This window comes from Sphingomonas jeddahensis, from assembly GCF_001981525.1.
Classification (GTDB): Bacteria; Pseudomonadota; Alphaproteobacteria; order Sphingomonadales; family Sphingomonadaceae; genus Sphingomonas; species Sphingomonas jeddahensis.
Map to the genome: position 1 here is coordinate 53,692 of NZ_MPSB01000001.1, position 14,640 is coordinate 68,331.

Here is a 14,640-nt window from a genome sequence, read left to right on the forward strand (position 1 = left end):
GAAGGAGCCGATGCGGCGGTTAGCCCCGCGCCTCTGCCATCCACCGGCGACAAGGACACATTGGCGATAACCGAATCGGACTCGCGCGAATAGGTCGTGAAAGGATATGAGTTAGACGACGGAAAGCGCTGGCCGATCATTGCGCAGCGGCGGTCGGTCCGACGCCGCCGTTAGGCCAAATAGGAGGTTCTCAAGTTCCCCATGAGGAATGTTGAGCCCGGTGGCGATGTCCGCGCGCGTCAGCTTCTGGTCCCACAGGTCGTCTAGCACCATCTTCCATAGCGTAGACGTTTCTCGCTGCATGGAGTCAGGTTCGCTGCTGCCATAGTCGGTACGCAGCTGGATATTGAAGTTCCGATACTGCCAGTCGGTAATCAAGCCGATCTTATGAAGTCGGTAAGTTAGCGCCGCCGCCGATACGCCCCATCGCTTCTTGCCCCTGAGGATCTGTTGCAGCGACTGAACGCGGGGCATCTCCGACAGCACATCGGCGCGTGGCATTAGAAAAGAACTTGCGAAGGAGTTGGCCTCAGACTCGGCTTGTGGCCCTTGGTTCGACCCGCCGTGCTTATGTAGAATGAGATGGCCGAGTTCATGTGCCGCATCGAAGCGGCTGCGTTCCGTCGTCTTAAAAGTATTGAGAAAGATATAGGGCTCGTCATTCCTCCAGCAGGAAAAGGCGTCAACGTTCTTCGTATTCTCAGCCAACGAGAACACTCGGATACCTTTCGCCTCAAGCAGCTTAATGAGGTTGGAGATGGGCTTTTCGCCAAGGCCCCAAGCCTGACGGAGCGCGCGCGCCGCAGTCGCCGGATCACGCTCAGCCCCAGCATCAATAAGCTTCGGGCTGGGCAGCGTGTATTTCGAGTGCAGCCAGTCAGCCACGAGGTAAGCGATCCCACCTGCGGCGATCGCCGCTTTTCGCTCGCGCTGGGTCACCGAGGACAGGCTGCGGAAGCTGACTGCCGCAGCAGGTAGTGTATCGACGTCAGCCCCATGGAAGAACGCAACGGGATAATCGAGCGCGCCAGCGATACGCTGCACTGTCGTCTCTTGCGGCACCTGCTTGCCGGTCTTGATCTGCGACAAGCTTACCACTGTCACGTCGGCGAGCTCAGCAAGCGCGCGCGCGGTAAGCCGCCGGCGATCCATCGCCAGCTCAAGTCGTGCCGGATTGAACTGCATGCTACTTTCGCGCGATCGAGAACTCGTAAGCGCCGTCATCCTCGGGGGTCATCACCGGGCTCCGAGCTTTCCAGTCGCCGCCCTTAACAATGAAGATCCGTTCGAGAAACCCTTTGAACTGGCCGCTCTCGATCGCCGCTGGCAGCGAGAGCTCCGCACGCACGTCCTCCTCATCCTCGTCGTTGACCGACACGCAGAGGAACCAGAGCATCGAGTTCAGATCCGCAATCTTCTCGGGTGCCACCTCAGGCAGTTCCTCATCGCGGAATAGCACGCCTTGCCCCATCTTGATCGCATTCTCGGCCGCGGGACCCTTCGCGTTGATGGGCTGCGGGCCGCGGATGGCGACACACGCGCTTTCGACAGACTGGTAGACGATCCGCATCCCGGTCTCGACATGAACGACCGACTCCACGCCATTGGTGCTATCAGACTGCCAGCCCTTCGGAAGGAACAGGAAGCGTAGATGCCGAACCCCGGCAAGGTATGCCTTCGTGCCTGCTGCCGTTCGGGCATCAGCGGACACGACGTCATTGCGGGCGGCGACCACGGCCTCGATGAGCGGATTTACATCCTCGGCAACGATACCAAATTGCGATAGCCGGTTGGCGACGTCCGAAGGGCTATGGAAAATGCGAACAGCATGCATGACGACGCCCCTTTAATTTTCTCCACCTCATATGTGACACGAAAAATTAAAGTGCGCAAGCGTCCTAGTCGCTGGGTCGGCCTCATACCGCATCACTAGCAGCCGCCGCAGCCGCCGTCGTGACGATCAGCGGTGTCACGGAACGTGTCGGGAGAGGTTCGACATCCGCGCGCTTTTCAAAGTTGCGCTCGATCGCCGGAGACACAGGACCCGAACAAGCGAGCGACATGGTGCTTTCAGCGTGAGGGCATCTTGGGACGCGGGTCGGTGTCGAGGCGCTTGGGCCGAGAGCTAACACCTAAAAGTGTGAGAGGGAACTGTGAGAGCGCGGCTCCCCAATCCTCCTAAGTCTCTGAATTTGTTAGAATGGTGCCCCCGGCGAGATTCGAACTCACGACCTGCGGTTTAGGAAACCGTCGCTCTATCCTGCTGAGCTACGGGGGCACGCAGGCTTAGCTACGGCGCAGGTCCGTGCGGGTCAATCGCGGCGATGATCGCCTGCTGCCGCTCGCTCACCGACGTAGCGGACGGGCGTGCATCGCGCGACGCCCGTCCTGCGGGATGTCACGCCTTCACGTGTGCCGAAATGTACTTGTTCATCTCGAACATCGTCACCTTGTCCTTGCCGAAGACCTTCTGGAGCTTGTCGTCGGCGAGGATTTCGCGCTTGTTCTCGGGGTTCTGCAGGTTGTTGGACTTGATATATTCCCACACCTTGCTGATCACCTCGCTGCGCGGCAGCTTGTCGGTGCCGACGATCGCGCCGAGTTCGGGCGAGGGCTGGACAGGCGCGTGAATGCCGCCGGTCTTGGGCTTGCCTTCCTCAGTCTTGGTCTTCGTAGCCATTGTTTTCCTTCCTGTTGCGCCGGTCATTCGGCATCTCGCGGAATCACGCCGTTTCGCGAGCGTGACGGCCTTTGTGCGCTGCCTTGCACCGCTTGTCACGCCCCTGTGACTGCGAGTGTCTCGGGAGGTATGTCCGGGCTGCCGCCGAAGCGGTGGTCACAGCCGGGCGCCACCGCTAAGCGGCGGCCGAACCGCAGGAGTAAGGCAAATGGAAACGGTCAACCAAAGCAAGGCATTCGGCGGCACCCAGGGCGTGTACCGTCATGCCGCTGCGACCACCGGCACCGACATGACCTTTTCGGTCTATGTTCCGCCGCATGACGAAGGCGCGCGACTGCCAGTGCTATGGTATCTGTCGGGCCTCACCTGCACCCACGCCAACGTTACCGACAAGGGCGAGTATCGTCGGGCCTGTGCCGAACGCGGCATCATCTTCGTGGCGCCGGACACGAGCCCACGCGGCGAAGGCGTGCCGGACGATACGGCCTGGGATTTCGGACAGGGTGCCGGCTTCTATGTCGATGCGACGGAAGCGCCGTGGAGCGCCAACTTCCGCATGCGAAGCTATATCGAAGACGAGCTGCCGGGCCTCATCGCCGCCGAGTTTCCGATGGCCGACCTTGCCCGTCAGGGGATCACCGGGCACTCCATGGGCGGCCATGGCGCGCTAACGGTGGCATTGCGCAATCCCGGTCGTTTTCGCAGCGTTTCCGCCTTTGCGCCGATTAATTCGCCGCGGCATTGCGCATGGGGTGAGAAGGCGCTGGGCGGTTACCTCGGGGCTGATCGAGCGTCGTGGCTGCCGTATGACGCGTGTGCGTTGATTGACGATGGCGCTCGGGTGGAGGCGATTTTGGTCGATCAGGGCGCAAGCGATCCGTTTCTTTCCGACCAGCTCAAGCCCGATCTGCTGCAACGTGCGTGCGAGCGGGCCGGCATCAACCTGACGCTGCGGATGCAAGCCGGATATGATCACAGCTACCATTTCATTTCGACGTTTATGAATGATCATATTGCTTGGGCCGCGGAACGGCTCCAGTAAAAAAAACGGGCCCCGAGGGGCCCGTAGGTAGTACTCATAAAGACCGCTCGACGATCAGAAGCGGAATCCCGCCGCCACACCATAGCGGCGCGGCTCGAGTGTGAAGATGTTGGTGAACAGACCGGACGACTGATCGGTCAGATACAAACCGGTGGTCGCATTATTGTCGAAGACGTTTGAGATGAAGCCGCGAAGATACCATTTCTCATCCACCCCGTTCAGCTGCACCTGTGCGTTGACCTGCTCATAGCCTTCGATCCGGTTGACGCGTCCGTTGAAGATGTTGCCGTAGCTTTCGCCGGTGTAGGTGAGATCGACCCGTGGCACGAAGCTCATGCCGTTGCTGAAGTCGAACGTCTTCTGCACGCCGGCGGAGAACTTGGCGATCGGCGCCTGCGGCAGTGAGTTGCCCTTGATGCTAACTCCGATGCCATCAACCACCTGGATCAGGCCGCCCGGGTTAAGAGCACCATTCGACGCAAGGGTGGTCAGCGTGCTGCACTGGCTGAACGCACCGCTTCTGGCCCCGACATTGCTGTCGCTTGGATACGCTTGCGGCCCGCGCAGGCCGTTGGCGGCGGTGAGGCCGCGCGACGCATTGATCGCATTATTGGCGGCGGTGACGAACGCTTCGGCAGCGGCGGCGGTGGGGCCACGAACGACGCAGTTGAACGCTGCGCCGATGTCCTTGATGATCACCGTGTTGGGATCGCCGCCCGATGGGTCGCGTTGATTGATGAACGGGCTTTCTTCCTGAACGCTGGTGTTCAGGTAACTCGCGCCAAGGTTGATGACCCAGCCAGGACCTGGCCGCATCACCGCTTCGGCCTCAACGCCCCAGATGTTGGCGTCGATATTGTCATTGATCGACGAGCGCGCGACGATACGGCTGAGCTGCAGGTTCTTGTACTTATAGTAGAAGCCCGTGAGGTTCAGCGTCAGCTTGCCGTTTGCGAAGGTGTTCTTTGAACCGATTTCAAAGGCGTCGATGCTTTCCGGCAGGAACGAGTCCGGGATGGTCAGGCCGGGAACCTGCACCGCCGGATTGAAGCCGCCCGACTTGTAGCCGCGCGAGTAGGACGCGTACACCAGGTTGTCGTCCGTGATCTTGTAGTCGAGCACCGCGCGGCCGGTGAACGCATCGAACGTGCGATTGCGGAACTGCTCAGCCTGGACCCCGGGCACGACCGGATCGGCATCGTACAGCCCGAAATACGGGGAGTCGTAGGCGGTGCCGGTCTGATTGTAAGGCACCAGGAAGCTGGCAAGCGTGCTGCGCGCGCGCACCGTTTTTTGATCGTTGTTATAGCGCAGGCCCAACGTAAGCTTGAGGCTGTCGTTGAAGTCGAAATACGCCTCGCCGAAAATGCCATAGGACTGCAGCTTGAACTCGGGCGTAGCGTTACGGAAGAACGGCGTGCCGAGGAAGCTTGGCGGGACACCATTCGCCGCGCCGCCAAGGCTTTGCAAGCTGCCGAGGACGCCAGTGACATAGTCGATCGGGAAGGCGTTCACGTAATAGTCGCCGTCGCTCAGCTTGTTCTCGACGTAGATACCGCCGAGCAGAAAGTTGAACATGCCATCGAAGTCCGACGACACGATGCCTTCCGCGGACCATGCCTCTGTGCGCTGGTTCGAGCGGTCAAACGCCAGCGGGGTAGCAGCGCAGCGTTTGAAGCCGCCGAACGACCCCAGGCCCGTTTCTTCAGGCAGCGAGGTACAGACGCCACCATTGACGCCGTTCGGGATCAGCGCATTGACGATCGGACGGAAATAGTTGGCGAGCGCCGGATTGGCGGCAAATGCCGACAGCGCGGTGAGGCCCGGGATGATACCCTGCGAATTGCCGACGCCGAGCGAATAATCCTGCGACGATTCAACTTTCGTCTTGTGGTATAAGCCAGTTACCTGCGCCTTGATCGGGCCGAAATTATGTTCGAGCCGGCCCTGGATCTGCAATTCGTCCGTGAAATAGGTGGGATCGGTTGCCGACGCGATCACGCGTGGATCTGGCGAGTCGAGGTAGCCGGCGTAAGCATCGGGCCCGTAAAGGCTGTTAAGCCCGAGCGCTGCAAAGGTCGGCCCACCGGCAATCGCCAGGAACTCGCGCGAACCCAGCGTTCCGGTGAAGCTCGAGTTAGTGTTGCTGCGTGCTGGATCACGGCGCCCGGCAAGGCAGCCGAGCGTGCCTGTTGGATCGCGCTGGCAGACCTGCTTCTGAATGCGCAGGCGGTTATCGTCCTCGCGGAAGTAATAGCCCATGAGGTCAAAGGTGGTATCGACCGAGGGCTCCCAGCGGAACGAACCGCGGATAGCGTACATGTCGCGGCCGTCGATGCGGGTGTTGAGGAAGGTGTTCTTCGTATAGCCGTCACGATTGAGGTAGAAGCCGGCGACCCGCACCGCCATGGTTTCGCTAAGTGGCATATTGATCACGCCCCGCGCACGGATCGAATCGTAGTTGCCGTATTCGAAGTCGCCCGAAGCGGAGAACGCGTCCGTGCGCGGCTTGGCCGAGATGAAGTTGATCACGCCCGAGGTCGCGTTGCGGCCGAACAGTGTGCCTTGCGGGCCGCGCAACACTTCGACCCGCTCAAGATCGAAATACTCGGTTTCGAAGATGCGCGTCGCGAGCAGCGGTGTGCCGTTGATGTGGATCGCGGTTGCGGCATCGCACGAAATCCCGACGCACAGATCGCCGATGCCGCGGATGGTGAAGCTGGAGCCGGTGAAATTGCCCTTCGAGAAGGTCACGTTCGGGAGCGTCAGCTGTAGGTCGGACGCGTTGTCGATCTGTTGCGCGTCTAGCGCCTCGGCCGAGAAGGCCGAGACGGCGATCGGCACTTCCTGCAAGGTCTGGGCTTGGCGTTGGGCGGTGACGACGATATCCGAGCCAAAACCGCTGTCCTGCCCGACCGGCACGGTGCCGGCCGGTGACCCGCCGGTCGGTGCCGGTTGCCCCTGGCCCATCGCCGCGGAAGGAAGGATCGCGATCAACGCGATGGCAGAGGCAGAAAGCAGATCGATCTTGCGCATTGACATCCTCTCCTGGATCCGCCGCCGGCTTTTGCGCCGATCTGCGGTGTACAACTTGCGAGCTGAAACGTAGCGGCATAACATTTCTTACGTCAAACGGATTTGATCGGCAGAAATGCACGTCACATCATTTTTGTGACGAAAATGAAACAGTAGCCAATGTGAACGCTTGCTTCATTGCAGCAAGGAACACGTTGCATTGCACAAGGGTTTTTCTTTGATGAACGTTAAAGGTTCGCCGAATGAGGGGGATATCGTAGCTGAGGACGGCAAGATGGCCGTTCCCGACCATGTTGCGGACGCGATACGAACCTTGTTGCGGTGGGCGGGCGATGATCCCTCACGTGAGGGGCTGATCGACACGCCAAAACGAGTGGCACGCGCCTGGAAGGAATACTGCGCCGGCTATGCCGAGGATCCTGCGCATCATCTCGCACGGGTGTTCGAGGAAGTCGGTGGTTACGATGAAATCGTGCTGTTGCGCGACATCCCGTTCCAATCGCATTGCGAGCATCACATGGCGCCGATCATCGGCCGCGCGCACATCGCCTATTTGCCAAAGAACCACGTTGTCGGCATTTCGAAGCTGGCGCGGGTGCTTCATGCCTACGCCCGCCGCCTTCAGGTCCAGGAGCGGCTGACGGCTGAGGTCGCGGACTGCATTTGGAACGAGCTGAAGCCGCAGGGCGTCGCCGTGGTCATCGAGGCAAGCCATGCCTGCATGACGGCGCGCGGGGTGCGCACGCCGGGTGTCTCGATGGTGACGAGCCGGATGATGGGTGTGTTCCGCGATGACGAACGCAGCCGCAAGGAAGTCCTGGCGCTGATGGGCATGCAGGGCAGGGCGTGAGCCGCACCGTTCTGGTCACGGGGGGGGCGAAGCGGCTTGGCGCTGCGATTGCGCGCGCCTGTGCGGGCGCGGGTTGGCGGGTCGTCATCCACTACGGAGGCTCGCAAGACGAGGCCCGCGCCTTGGCGGCGGAAATCGGCGCAGTGACCGTGGGCGGTGATCTGGGCGATGCGGCGGCGATCGATCCGTTGTTCGCACGGGCTATCGATGCAGCGGGCGGGCCAATCCACGCGCTGGTCAACAATGCCTCGAAGTTTGAAGAGGACCGGCCCGAAGCGATTGACCCGATGCTGGCTGCTCGGCTGTACGCGATCAATTGCACGGCGCCCGCGCTGCTTGCCGCCGCGCTGGCCGGGCAAACCGGGCTTGAAGGTGGCGCCGTCGTCAACCTTCTGGATCAGAAACTCGCCAACCCGAACCCGGATTTCTTTTCCTACTCGCTGACCAAATATGCGCTCTCCGGCGCGACGGAGATGATGGCTATGGCTTTTGCTCCGCGCGTGCGGGTGAATGCGGTGGCGCCGGGCCTTACCCTGCCGAGTGGCGATCAGAGCGTCGCCGACTTCGCCGATGTCGCACGCGAAAATCTCTTGCGACGCCCCGTGGGCGCCGATCAGGTAGCGGCGGCGGTCCTCTATCTGCTCGCCGCGCCAAGCGTGACGGGCCAGACATTGTATGTCGATAGCGGCCAACGCTTTCTGAAGCGGGATTCGGACGTAATGTTCGAGCGGGGGCGCGGAGGATTGGGGCTTGGCTGACTATACGATCATCCTGGAACGGTTCGAGGTGCCGATCCGCCTCGGCATTCATCCGCACGAGGCGGAGCCGCAACGCGTTCGGCTCACCATTGAGATGACCGCCTCATACCCCGGAGCGCCGCGTGCGGATGCGATCGAGGAGGTACTCGACTACGACTTTGTGCGCGAAGGCGTGCTGGCGCTCGCCGCGGGACCGGGGTTTGCCCTGCAAGAAACGCTGGTGGACGCAGTGGCGGCGCTTTGCCTCGCCGACGCGCGCGTACGCCAAGTGCGCGTCCGATCGATGAAGCTCGATGTATATCCCGACGCGCGGGTTGGATGCGAGGTGGTGCGCGGACGGTGAAGCCGTTGTTCGTTCGAGCTCGGGGCGGCGCCGTGTTCGCCGTCCGCTAGGATCGGTGGATGCGAGGGCAGCGTGCCGAACGCGCGCCGTCCTCTGCCTCTCGTTTGGGACCTAGTGCTGGCATAATCGGGCGGTCGCCGCGCCCCGCCCGGATGAATGTTTGGGGGCCGCCGGACAGGGAAGCAGTGTTTCGGCTATTTTCCTTTTCCGGCGCCCGTCGAACTCAGCTTCGATTCGCCGCGCTCAGCACTGCGCGCACACTGGCAGTCGCGATATCGGTATCGATACCGACGCCCCACACCGTCCGGCCGTCGGCGGTGCGGCACTCCAGATACGCCGCCGCCTGCGCGCCGGCACCGTGCCCGATGGCGTGTTCGGCATAGTCGATCACGTCGAGGCTGGGCCCCGTCGAGTCCGCCAGCGCTGCGATCACGCCCGAGATCAGGCCGTTGCCGCGCCCGGACAGTGAGCGTTCCTCGCCGTCGATTGCGATCCGACCCACGAACAGGCGATCGCCCGCGCTGCCGGTCTCGTCATAATCGCGCAGCACAAAACGATCACTCTCACCCGGCAGATAGGCACGTTCGAACGCACCCCAGATATCGGCGGCGTTGAGCTCGCGGCTCGTCTCGTCGGCGAGCGCCTGGACGTGGCGGCTGAAATCGCTCTGTAGCCGCTTCGGAAGCTTCAGTCCCTTGTCCTGCTCGATCACCCAGGCAACGCCGCCCTTGCCGCTCTGCGAATTGACGCGGATCACCGCTTCGTAGCTGCGCCCGAGATCGGCGGGGTCGATGGGAAGGTAAGGCACCTCCCAAAGATCGTCGTTGCGCGCTTCCTGCGCGGCGAAGCCCTTCTTGATAGCGTCCTGGTGGCTGCCCGAGAACGCCGTGAACACGAGATCGCCGGCATAGGGTGTGCGCGGGTGCACCGGGATGTTGGTGGCATATTCCACCGTCTTCACGATCGCGTCGATGTCGCTGAGGTCCAGCTGCGGGTCGACGCCCTGCGTGTACATGTTGAGCGCCACAGTCACGAGATCGCAATTGCCGGTGCGCTCGCCATTGCCGAGCAGGCAACCCTCGACGCGATCGGCGCCGGCCATCAGCCCCAGCTCCGCCGCCGCCACGCCGGTGCCGCGGTCGTTGTGCGTGTGCAGGCTGATCACCACCGCTTCGCGATTGGGGATGTGACGGCCGAAATATTCGATCTGGTCGGCATAGACGTTGGGCGTCGCGCACTCGACCGTGGCGGGCAGGTTGAGGATCAGCGGATGCTCGGCGGTGGGGCGAAGTACGTCCATCACCGCGGCGCAGACCTCGATGCTGAAATCCACTTCGGCGGTGGAGAAGGTTTCCGGGCTATATTCGAAATGCCAGTCGACATTCGGCTGCTTGGCCGCCTCGTCGCGCAGCACCTTGGCGCCTTCGATCGCGATCGCCTTCACCTCCTCGCGGCTCATGCCGAACACGATGCGGCGCCAGGCAGGACTGACCGCATTGTAGAGGTGGACGATCGCCGAATGCGCGCCTTCGAGGCTGCGAAAGCTCGTCTCGATCAGGTCGCGGCGCGACTGGGTGAGGACCTGGATCTTCACGTCCTCGGGGATACGATTCTGCTTGATCAGCCCGGAGATGAAATCGAATTCGGTCGCCCCGGCGGAGGGGAAGCCGACCTCGATTTCCTTCAGGCCGACCTTCACCAGCAGGTCGAAGAAGCGGGTCTTCTTCTCGGCATCCATCGGATCGATCAGCGCCTGATTGCCGTCGCGCAGGTCGGTCGAGAGCCAGCGCGGCGCGCGGGTGATCGTTTTGGAAGGCCAGGTGCGGTCGGCGATCTGGATCGGCGGAAAGGGACGGTACTTGGTCGATGGGTCGCGCAGCATGGTTCGGCTCGCTTCGCTCGAAGGGGGCGGGGAAGGTCGGTTCGGCTGGCCCTTAGGCGGTTCGCGTGCCGCCCGATAGGCGCACCGCGGTGGTCGCGCCTAAGGGCGCGTAAGTCGCAGGAGAAGGCCGAGTGCCCGGATCATCGACGCCAAAGGTGCCCAAATATCGCCATCCTGTCCACCCTGAAGAAATTTGACGTTTTCGTAAGGGGTTGGCCGATAGGCATCGGCTTTCGCTCCAGCGGCGGCTTGAAAGGACCAGCGTGAGGCAGCTTCTCTACATCAGCACGGCCACGCCGGGCACCACCATCGATACTGTGGGTATCTTGGCGGCTTCACTGCGCAACAATCGGCGCGAAGGCGTCACCGGCCTGCTGTGGACCGACGATCGTCGCTTCCTGCAAGTCCTGGAGGGGGAGGACGCCGCAGTGCAGGGCGTGTTCGACCGGATCAAGGCCGATCCACGGCATCGTGCGATCGTCGTGCTCCACGATCGCACGATCGCGGTGCGTGAATTCGGCGCATGGGAGATGGCGCGCCGCGGCCCGTCGGACACCAGCGATGCCTTTGACACGAAGATGCGGCACCATCTTGCCGCCGCATCGCCGGCGGTACGCGGCACGTTCGAGGGGCTGATCGCCGCCCGGCGCGCCGCGTAGCGCCTGCCGCCGCTTACTTCTGGAAGGCGGCGGTGATCTTCAGCTTCACCTCGTCCGACACCATCGGAATGCCGTAACCGACGTTGAACGCACTGCGCTGAATGCTGGTCTTGGCGGTAAAGCCGATATTCTCCTTGCCGCCCATCGGGGCCGGCGCCTTGCCCGCACCGTAGAATTCGGCATCCAGCGTCACCGGCTTGGTCACGCCGTTGAGCGTCAGATTGCCCTCGATCTTGGCCGTCTGGCCGTTCGGCGTTACGCGGGTCGAGACGAAGCGGGCGGGCGCAGGGGCAGCGCCGAAGAAGTCGGCCTGCTTGCCGGCCTCGGCAGGCTTCAGCAGATGCTTGGTCAGGCCAGCGCTGGCGGTGGTCACTTCGGCGACCGGGATCGTGACATCGACCTTCGCCGCCGCCGGATTCTTCGGATCAAGCGTCAGCGTGCCGGTGACATTGCCGAACAGCCCGAAATAGGGGCTGAAGCCGAGGTGATCGACCGACCATTCCACCAACGTGTGGCCGGCATCGACGGTATAGGTGCCGCCGGTGATCGCGGCGGGGTTCTTCTGCCCTGGCGTGGTGGTCGGCGCCTGTGGGGCGGCGATGGCCACGGTGCCGGTGAGCAGGGCGGACAGGATGAAAGCGTGTGCGATGCGCATGAGAAGGCCTCCCGGAAAACGTCTGGCGCGGAGGAACCATAACGCGTGACGGCGGAAAAGTGCCGCGTCCGAAACGACCTGTTTCAGCTAGTTCGCCACGCCCACGACGATATCGTATTTGATCCGCACCCAGGCCCCGATCAGCGGCTTGCCGTTCACCCGCGGCGGCCGCACCAGGAACTGCCACGACGCCCGCCTGAGGCCGCGCGCGATGCCCGATCCAGGCGTTTCGCCCATCTCGCGGCAGTCCTCGACGCGGTTGCGCTCGATGGTGCGGCAAGCGACGATGCCCCAGCCGCTTTGCTCGCGCTGCGGCAGGTAGGTGACCATCTCGGCGCGGGTTGGCTCGCGCACCCATTCGGCGGCATAGAGTGTCTCGCCGTTGGGGCCGCCGCCTGCCACACCTTCGGCACCGCCGCCGGCATCGCCGGGCGGGCCGGATGCGCCACCCGGCGCCGGCGCGGCACGCGGAATCCGGCCGATGTCGGCTGCGGCATAGTCGTTCCGCGACAGCTTGATGACGCCGGGCAGTTCCAGTTCCGACAGCGGTACGGGCGGCAGCGGTGGTGGAGGTGGGGCGACGGGCGGTTGCTCCGCCGGCTTCTGATTCGCCTTGGGTTGCCGCTCACGGCGCTGTTGCCGCGACTGTTCCTGCTTCGGGCCGGGCGGGGAGACGTCGAAGGTCGACAGGATGCCGCCGTCACCGGGCGGGCGGCCGGGCCATGCCCCCATGCGGATCAGCACCAGCACGAGCAGCGCGACGAGCAGCAGCGCGAACGACAGGGACAGCAGGCGGCTGCGCCACGACGGACGGGCCAAATACGTCGCATGGATCTGGGACGACGGCCGCATCGTCCGGCGCGCGTAGCGGGTTGAGGGTAGGGCGACAATGGCAGTCGCACCAAGATGAGAACTCTATTCCGCTCGCACTGAGCTTGTCGAAGTGCGTGCCAAGCGCGCTTTCGCTTGTGACACGCCCTTCGACAGGCTCCGGGCGAACGGGGAAGGGTGGTTCCCTTCCCCGTGTGCTAGCGGATCAGTTCTTTTCCTTGTCCACCAGCTTGTTGGCGCCGATCCACGGCATCATCGCGCGCAGCTCGCTGCCGACCTGCTCGATCGGATGTGCCGCCGCCGCCTTGCGCGCGGCCTTGAGTTCCGGCTGACCGGCGCGGTTGTCGAGCACGAAGTTCTTGACGAACCGACCCGACTGAATGTCGGCGAGCACGCGCTTCATCTCCTTCTTGGTCTCGTCGGTGATGATCCGCGGACCGGTGGTGATGTCGCCATATTCGGCGGTGTTGCTGATCGAATAGCGCATGTTGGCGATGCCGCCTTCATACAGCAGATCGACGATCAGCTTGGTCTCGTGCAGGCATTCGAAATAGGCCATTTCGGGGGCATAGCCCGCCTCGACCAGCGTCTCGAACCCGGCCTGGATCAGGTGGGTAATACCGCCGCACAGCACCGCCTGCTCACCGAACAGGTCGGTTTCGCATTCTTCCTTGAAGTTCGTCTCGATGATGCCCGAACGCCCGCCGCCGACGCCGCTGGCATAAGCAAGCGCGATGTCATGCGCGTTGCCGCTCGCGTCCTGCTGGATGGCGATGAGGCACGGCACGCCGCCGCCGCGGACATATTCGCTGCGTACGGTGTGGCCGGGGCCCTTGGGCGCGATCATGATCACGTCGATGTCGGCGGGCGCCTCGATCAGGCCGAAGTGAACGTTGAGGCCATGCGCGAAGGCGATCGCCGCACCCGGCTTCATGTTGCCCTTGAGATCATTCTCCCAGATCGCCGCCTGGTGCTCGTCCGGCGCCAGGATCATCAGGATGTCTGCCCAGCCGGCGGCTTCCTTGTTGCTCATCACCTTGAAGCCGGCGCCTTCCGCCTTCTTCGCCGTCGCCGAACCCTCGCGGAGCGCGATCGCGACGTCCTTCACCCCGCTGTCGCGCAGGTTCTGCGCATGGGCGTGGCCCTGCGAGCCATAGCCGACGATGGCGATCTTCTTGGACGTGATCAGGTTCAGGTCGGCGTCGCGATCGTAATAGACACGCATTGGTTGGTACTCCCTTTTGTTCTGCCGTCATGCTGAACTTGTTTCAGCATCCACCGTGCAACCGGCGAAGATCTCGCTTGTGGAGCATTGGACCCTGAAACGAACTCAGGGTGACGGGTGTGGTGGCGGATAGGTTCAGGCGGCGTCCTTGCCGCGGGCGATGGCGACGATGCCGGTGCGGGCGACCTCGATCAGGCCGACTTCGCCCATCAGCTCGACGAACTTGTCGATCTTCTCGATGCCGCCGGTCACTTCGAACACGAAGCTCGACGTGGTCGCATCGACTACGCGGGCGCGATAGACGTCGGCGAGGCGAAGCGCCTCGATGCGGTGATCGCCGGTGCCGCGCACCTTCACCAGTGCGAGCTCGCGCTCGACGTGCGGCCCCTCCGCGGTCAGATCGCGGACGGTGTGCACCGGCACGAGCCGATCGAGCTGGGCGACGATCTGTTCCAGCATCGGCTTGCTCGCCGACGTCACGATGGTAATCCGGCTGACCGCCTTGTCGGCGGTGATCTCGCTCACCGTCAGGCTTTCGATATTATAGCCGCGCGCGGTGAACAGGCCGGCGATCCGGGCGAGGATACCGGGTTCGTTGTCGACGATGACGGCAAGCGTATGCCGCTCGGCGGTTTCGGATTTGATGTGCATGTCGATCTCACTCCCCTCCCGCTTGCGG

General features: G+C 63.0%; 14 protein-coding genes and 1 tRNA gene. 5 read left to right on the plus strand and 10 right to left on the minus strand.

Annotated elements, in window-relative coordinates; all coding sequences use genetic code 11:
- Positions 1–111 precede the first annotated feature (111 nt).
- The 4 genes from SPHI_RS00230 to SPHI_RS00245 all read right to left on the minus strand — a co-directional run bounded on the left by SPHI_RS00230 (position 112) and on the right by SPHI_RS00245 (position 2,680).
- Complete coding sequence (locus SPHI_RS00230; RefSeq protein WP_076742897.1) at positions 112–1,185, minus strand: helix-turn-helix domain-containing protein; 1,074 nt, start codon at positions 1,183–1,185, stop codon at positions 112–114.
- A 1-nt stretch (position 1,186) separates the two neighbouring features.
- Complete coding sequence (locus tag SPHI_RS00235; protein ID WP_076742898.1) at positions 1,187–1,834, minus strand: HAD family hydrolase; 648 nt, start codon at positions 1,832–1,834, stop codon at positions 1,187–1,189.
- 367 nt (positions 1,835–2,201) lie between these two features.
- Positions 2,202–2,278: transfer RNA gene (locus SPHI_RS00240), tRNA-Arg, on the minus strand.
- 120 nt (positions 2,279–2,398) lie between these two features.
- Positions 2,399–2,680 (minus strand): SWIB/MDM2 domain-containing protein, encoded by a 282-nt coding sequence (locus SPHI_RS00245; RefSeq protein WP_076742899.1) that lies wholly within the window; start codon positions 2,678–2,680, stop codon positions 2,399–2,401.
- A 208-nt stretch (positions 2,681–2,888) separates the two neighbouring features.
- Between SPHI_RS00245 and fghA the strand changes: the two genes are divergently transcribed.
- A complete protein-coding gene (gene fghA, locus SPHI_RS00250; protein WP_076742900.1) occupies positions 2,889–3,722 on the plus strand; it encodes an S-formylglutathione hydrolase in 834 nt (277 codons plus the stop codon).
- A gap of 54 nt (positions 3,723–3,776) precedes the next feature.
- Here fghA and SPHI_RS00255 read toward each other — a convergent pair whose 3' ends face one another.
- The gene (locus SPHI_RS00255) at positions 3,777–6,758 is read right to left on the minus strand and encodes a TonB-dependent receptor (RefSeq protein WP_076742901.1); all 2,982 of its coding nucleotides are present in this window, start codon (positions 6,756–6,758) and stop codon (positions 3,777–3,779) included.
- Between the two features lie 274 nt (positions 6,759–7,032).
- On the opposite strand from SPHI_RS00255, the gene folE reads away from it, so the two are divergent.
- From folE to SPHI_RS00270, 3 genes are read left to right on the plus strand one after another with little or no spacing between them, the layout of a single operon-like run.
- Positions 7,033–7,608, plus strand: a complete 576-nt coding sequence (folE, locus tag SPHI_RS00260; RefSeq protein WP_233130556.1) for a GTP cyclohydrolase I FolE — start codon at positions 7,033–7,035, stop codon at positions 7,606–7,608.
- Positions 7,605–8,366 carry an SDR family oxidoreductase gene (locus SPHI_RS00265; protein WP_076742903.1) on the plus strand — a complete coding sequence of 254 codons (762 nt, stop codon included), beginning with the start codon at positions 7,605–7,607 and terminating at the stop codon, positions 8,364–8,366. Before folE ends, SPHI_RS00265 begins: the two co-directional genes overlap by 4 nt.
- Complete coding sequence (locus tag SPHI_RS00270; RefSeq protein WP_076742904.1) at positions 8,359–8,709, plus strand: dihydroneopterin aldolase; 351 nt, start codon at positions 8,359–8,361, stop codon at positions 8,707–8,709. Before SPHI_RS00265 ends, SPHI_RS00270 begins: the two co-directional genes overlap by 8 nt.
- A gap of 223 nt (positions 8,710–8,932) precedes the next feature.
- On the opposite strand, the gene leuA is transcribed toward SPHI_RS00270, so the two are convergent.
- Positions 8,933–10,591 carry a 2-isopropylmalate synthase gene (gene leuA / locus SPHI_RS00275; RefSeq protein ID WP_076742905.1) on the minus strand — a complete coding sequence of 553 codons (1,659 nt, stop codon included), beginning with the start codon at positions 10,589–10,591 and terminating at the stop codon, positions 8,933–8,935.
- A gap of 263 nt (positions 10,592–10,854) precedes the next feature.
- Between leuA and SPHI_RS00280 the strand changes: the two genes are divergently transcribed.
- Complete coding sequence (locus tag SPHI_RS00280; protein WP_076742906.1) at positions 10,855–11,250, plus strand: BLUF domain-containing protein; 396 nt, start codon at positions 10,855–10,857, stop codon at positions 11,248–11,250.
- Between the two features lie 13 nt (positions 11,251–11,263).
- On the opposite strand, the gene SPHI_RS00285 is transcribed toward SPHI_RS00280, so the two are convergent.
- The 4 genes from SPHI_RS00285 to ilvN all read right to left on the minus strand — a co-directional run bounded on the left by SPHI_RS00285 (position 11,264) and on the right by ilvN (position 14,612).
- Complete coding sequence (locus SPHI_RS00285) at positions 11,264–11,905, minus strand: YceI family protein (RefSeq protein WP_076742907.1); 642 nt, start codon at positions 11,903–11,905, stop codon at positions 11,264–11,266.
- 87 nt (positions 11,906–11,992) lie between these two features.
- Positions 11,993–12,757, minus strand: coding sequence for a hypothetical protein (locus tag SPHI_RS00290; protein ID WP_233130558.1), 765 nt, complete (start codon positions 12,755–12,757; stop codon positions 11,993–11,995).
- Between the two features lie 184 nt (positions 12,758–12,941).
- Complete coding sequence (ilvC, locus tag SPHI_RS00295) at positions 12,942–13,961, minus strand: ketol-acid reductoisomerase (RefSeq protein ID WP_076742908.1); 1,020 nt, start codon at positions 13,959–13,961, stop codon at positions 12,942–12,944.
- Between the two features lie 135 nt (positions 13,962–14,096).
- Positions 14,097–14,612: an acetolactate synthase small subunit gene (ilvN, locus tag SPHI_RS00300; RefSeq protein WP_076742909.1), complete on the minus strand. Its 516-nt coding sequence runs from the start codon at positions 14,610–14,612 to the stop codon at positions 14,097–14,099.
- Between the last annotated feature and the right edge of the window lie 28 nt (positions 14,613–14,640).

What these genes read in the sequence shown, in the direction of transcription:
- leuA (WP_076742905.1), bottom strand. Translation starts at nt 10,591, where the DNA reads ATGCTGCGCGACCCATCGACCAAGTACCGTCCCTTTCCGCCGATCCAG.
- ilvC (WP_076742908.1), bottom strand. Translation starts at nt 13,961, where the DNA reads ATGCGTGTCTATTACGATCGCGACGCCGACCTGAACCTGATCACGTCC.
- SPHI_RS00230 (WP_076742897.1), bottom strand. Translation starts at nt 1,185, where the DNA reads ATGCAGTTCAATCCGGCACGACTTGAGCTGGCGATGGATCGCCGGCGG.
- ilvN (WP_076742909.1), bottom strand. Translation starts at nt 14,612, where the DNA reads ATGCACATCAAATCCGAAACCGCCGAGCGGCATACGCTTGCCGTCATC.
- SPHI_RS00285 (WP_076742907.1), bottom strand. Translation starts at nt 11,905, where the DNA reads ATGCGCATCGCACACGCTTTCATCCTGTCCGCCCTGCTCACCGGCACC.
- SPHI_RS00245 (WP_076742899.1), bottom strand. Translation starts at nt 2,680, where the DNA reads ATGGCTACGAAGACCAAGACTGAGGAAGGCAAGCCCAAGACCGGCGGC.
- SPHI_RS00255 (WP_076742901.1), bottom strand. Translation starts at nt 6,758, where the DNA reads ATGCGCAAGATCGATCTGCTTTCTGCCTCTGCCATCGCGTTGATCGCG.
- SPHI_RS00290 (WP_233130558.1), bottom strand. Translation starts at nt 12,757, where the DNA reads ATGCGGCCGTCGTCCCAGATCCATGCGACGTATTTGGCCCGTCCGTCG.
- folE (WP_233130556.1), top strand. Translation starts at nt 7,033, where the DNA reads ATGGCCGTTCCCGACCATGTTGCGGACGCGATACGAACCTTGTTGCGG.
- SPHI_RS00235 (WP_076742898.1), bottom strand. Translation starts at nt 1,834, where the DNA reads ATGCATGCTGTTCGCATTTTCCATAGCCCTTCGGACGTCGCCAACCGG.
- fghA (WP_076742900.1), top strand. Translation starts at nt 2,889, where the DNA reads ATGGAAACGGTCAACCAAAGCAAGGCATTCGGCGGCACCCAGGGCGTG.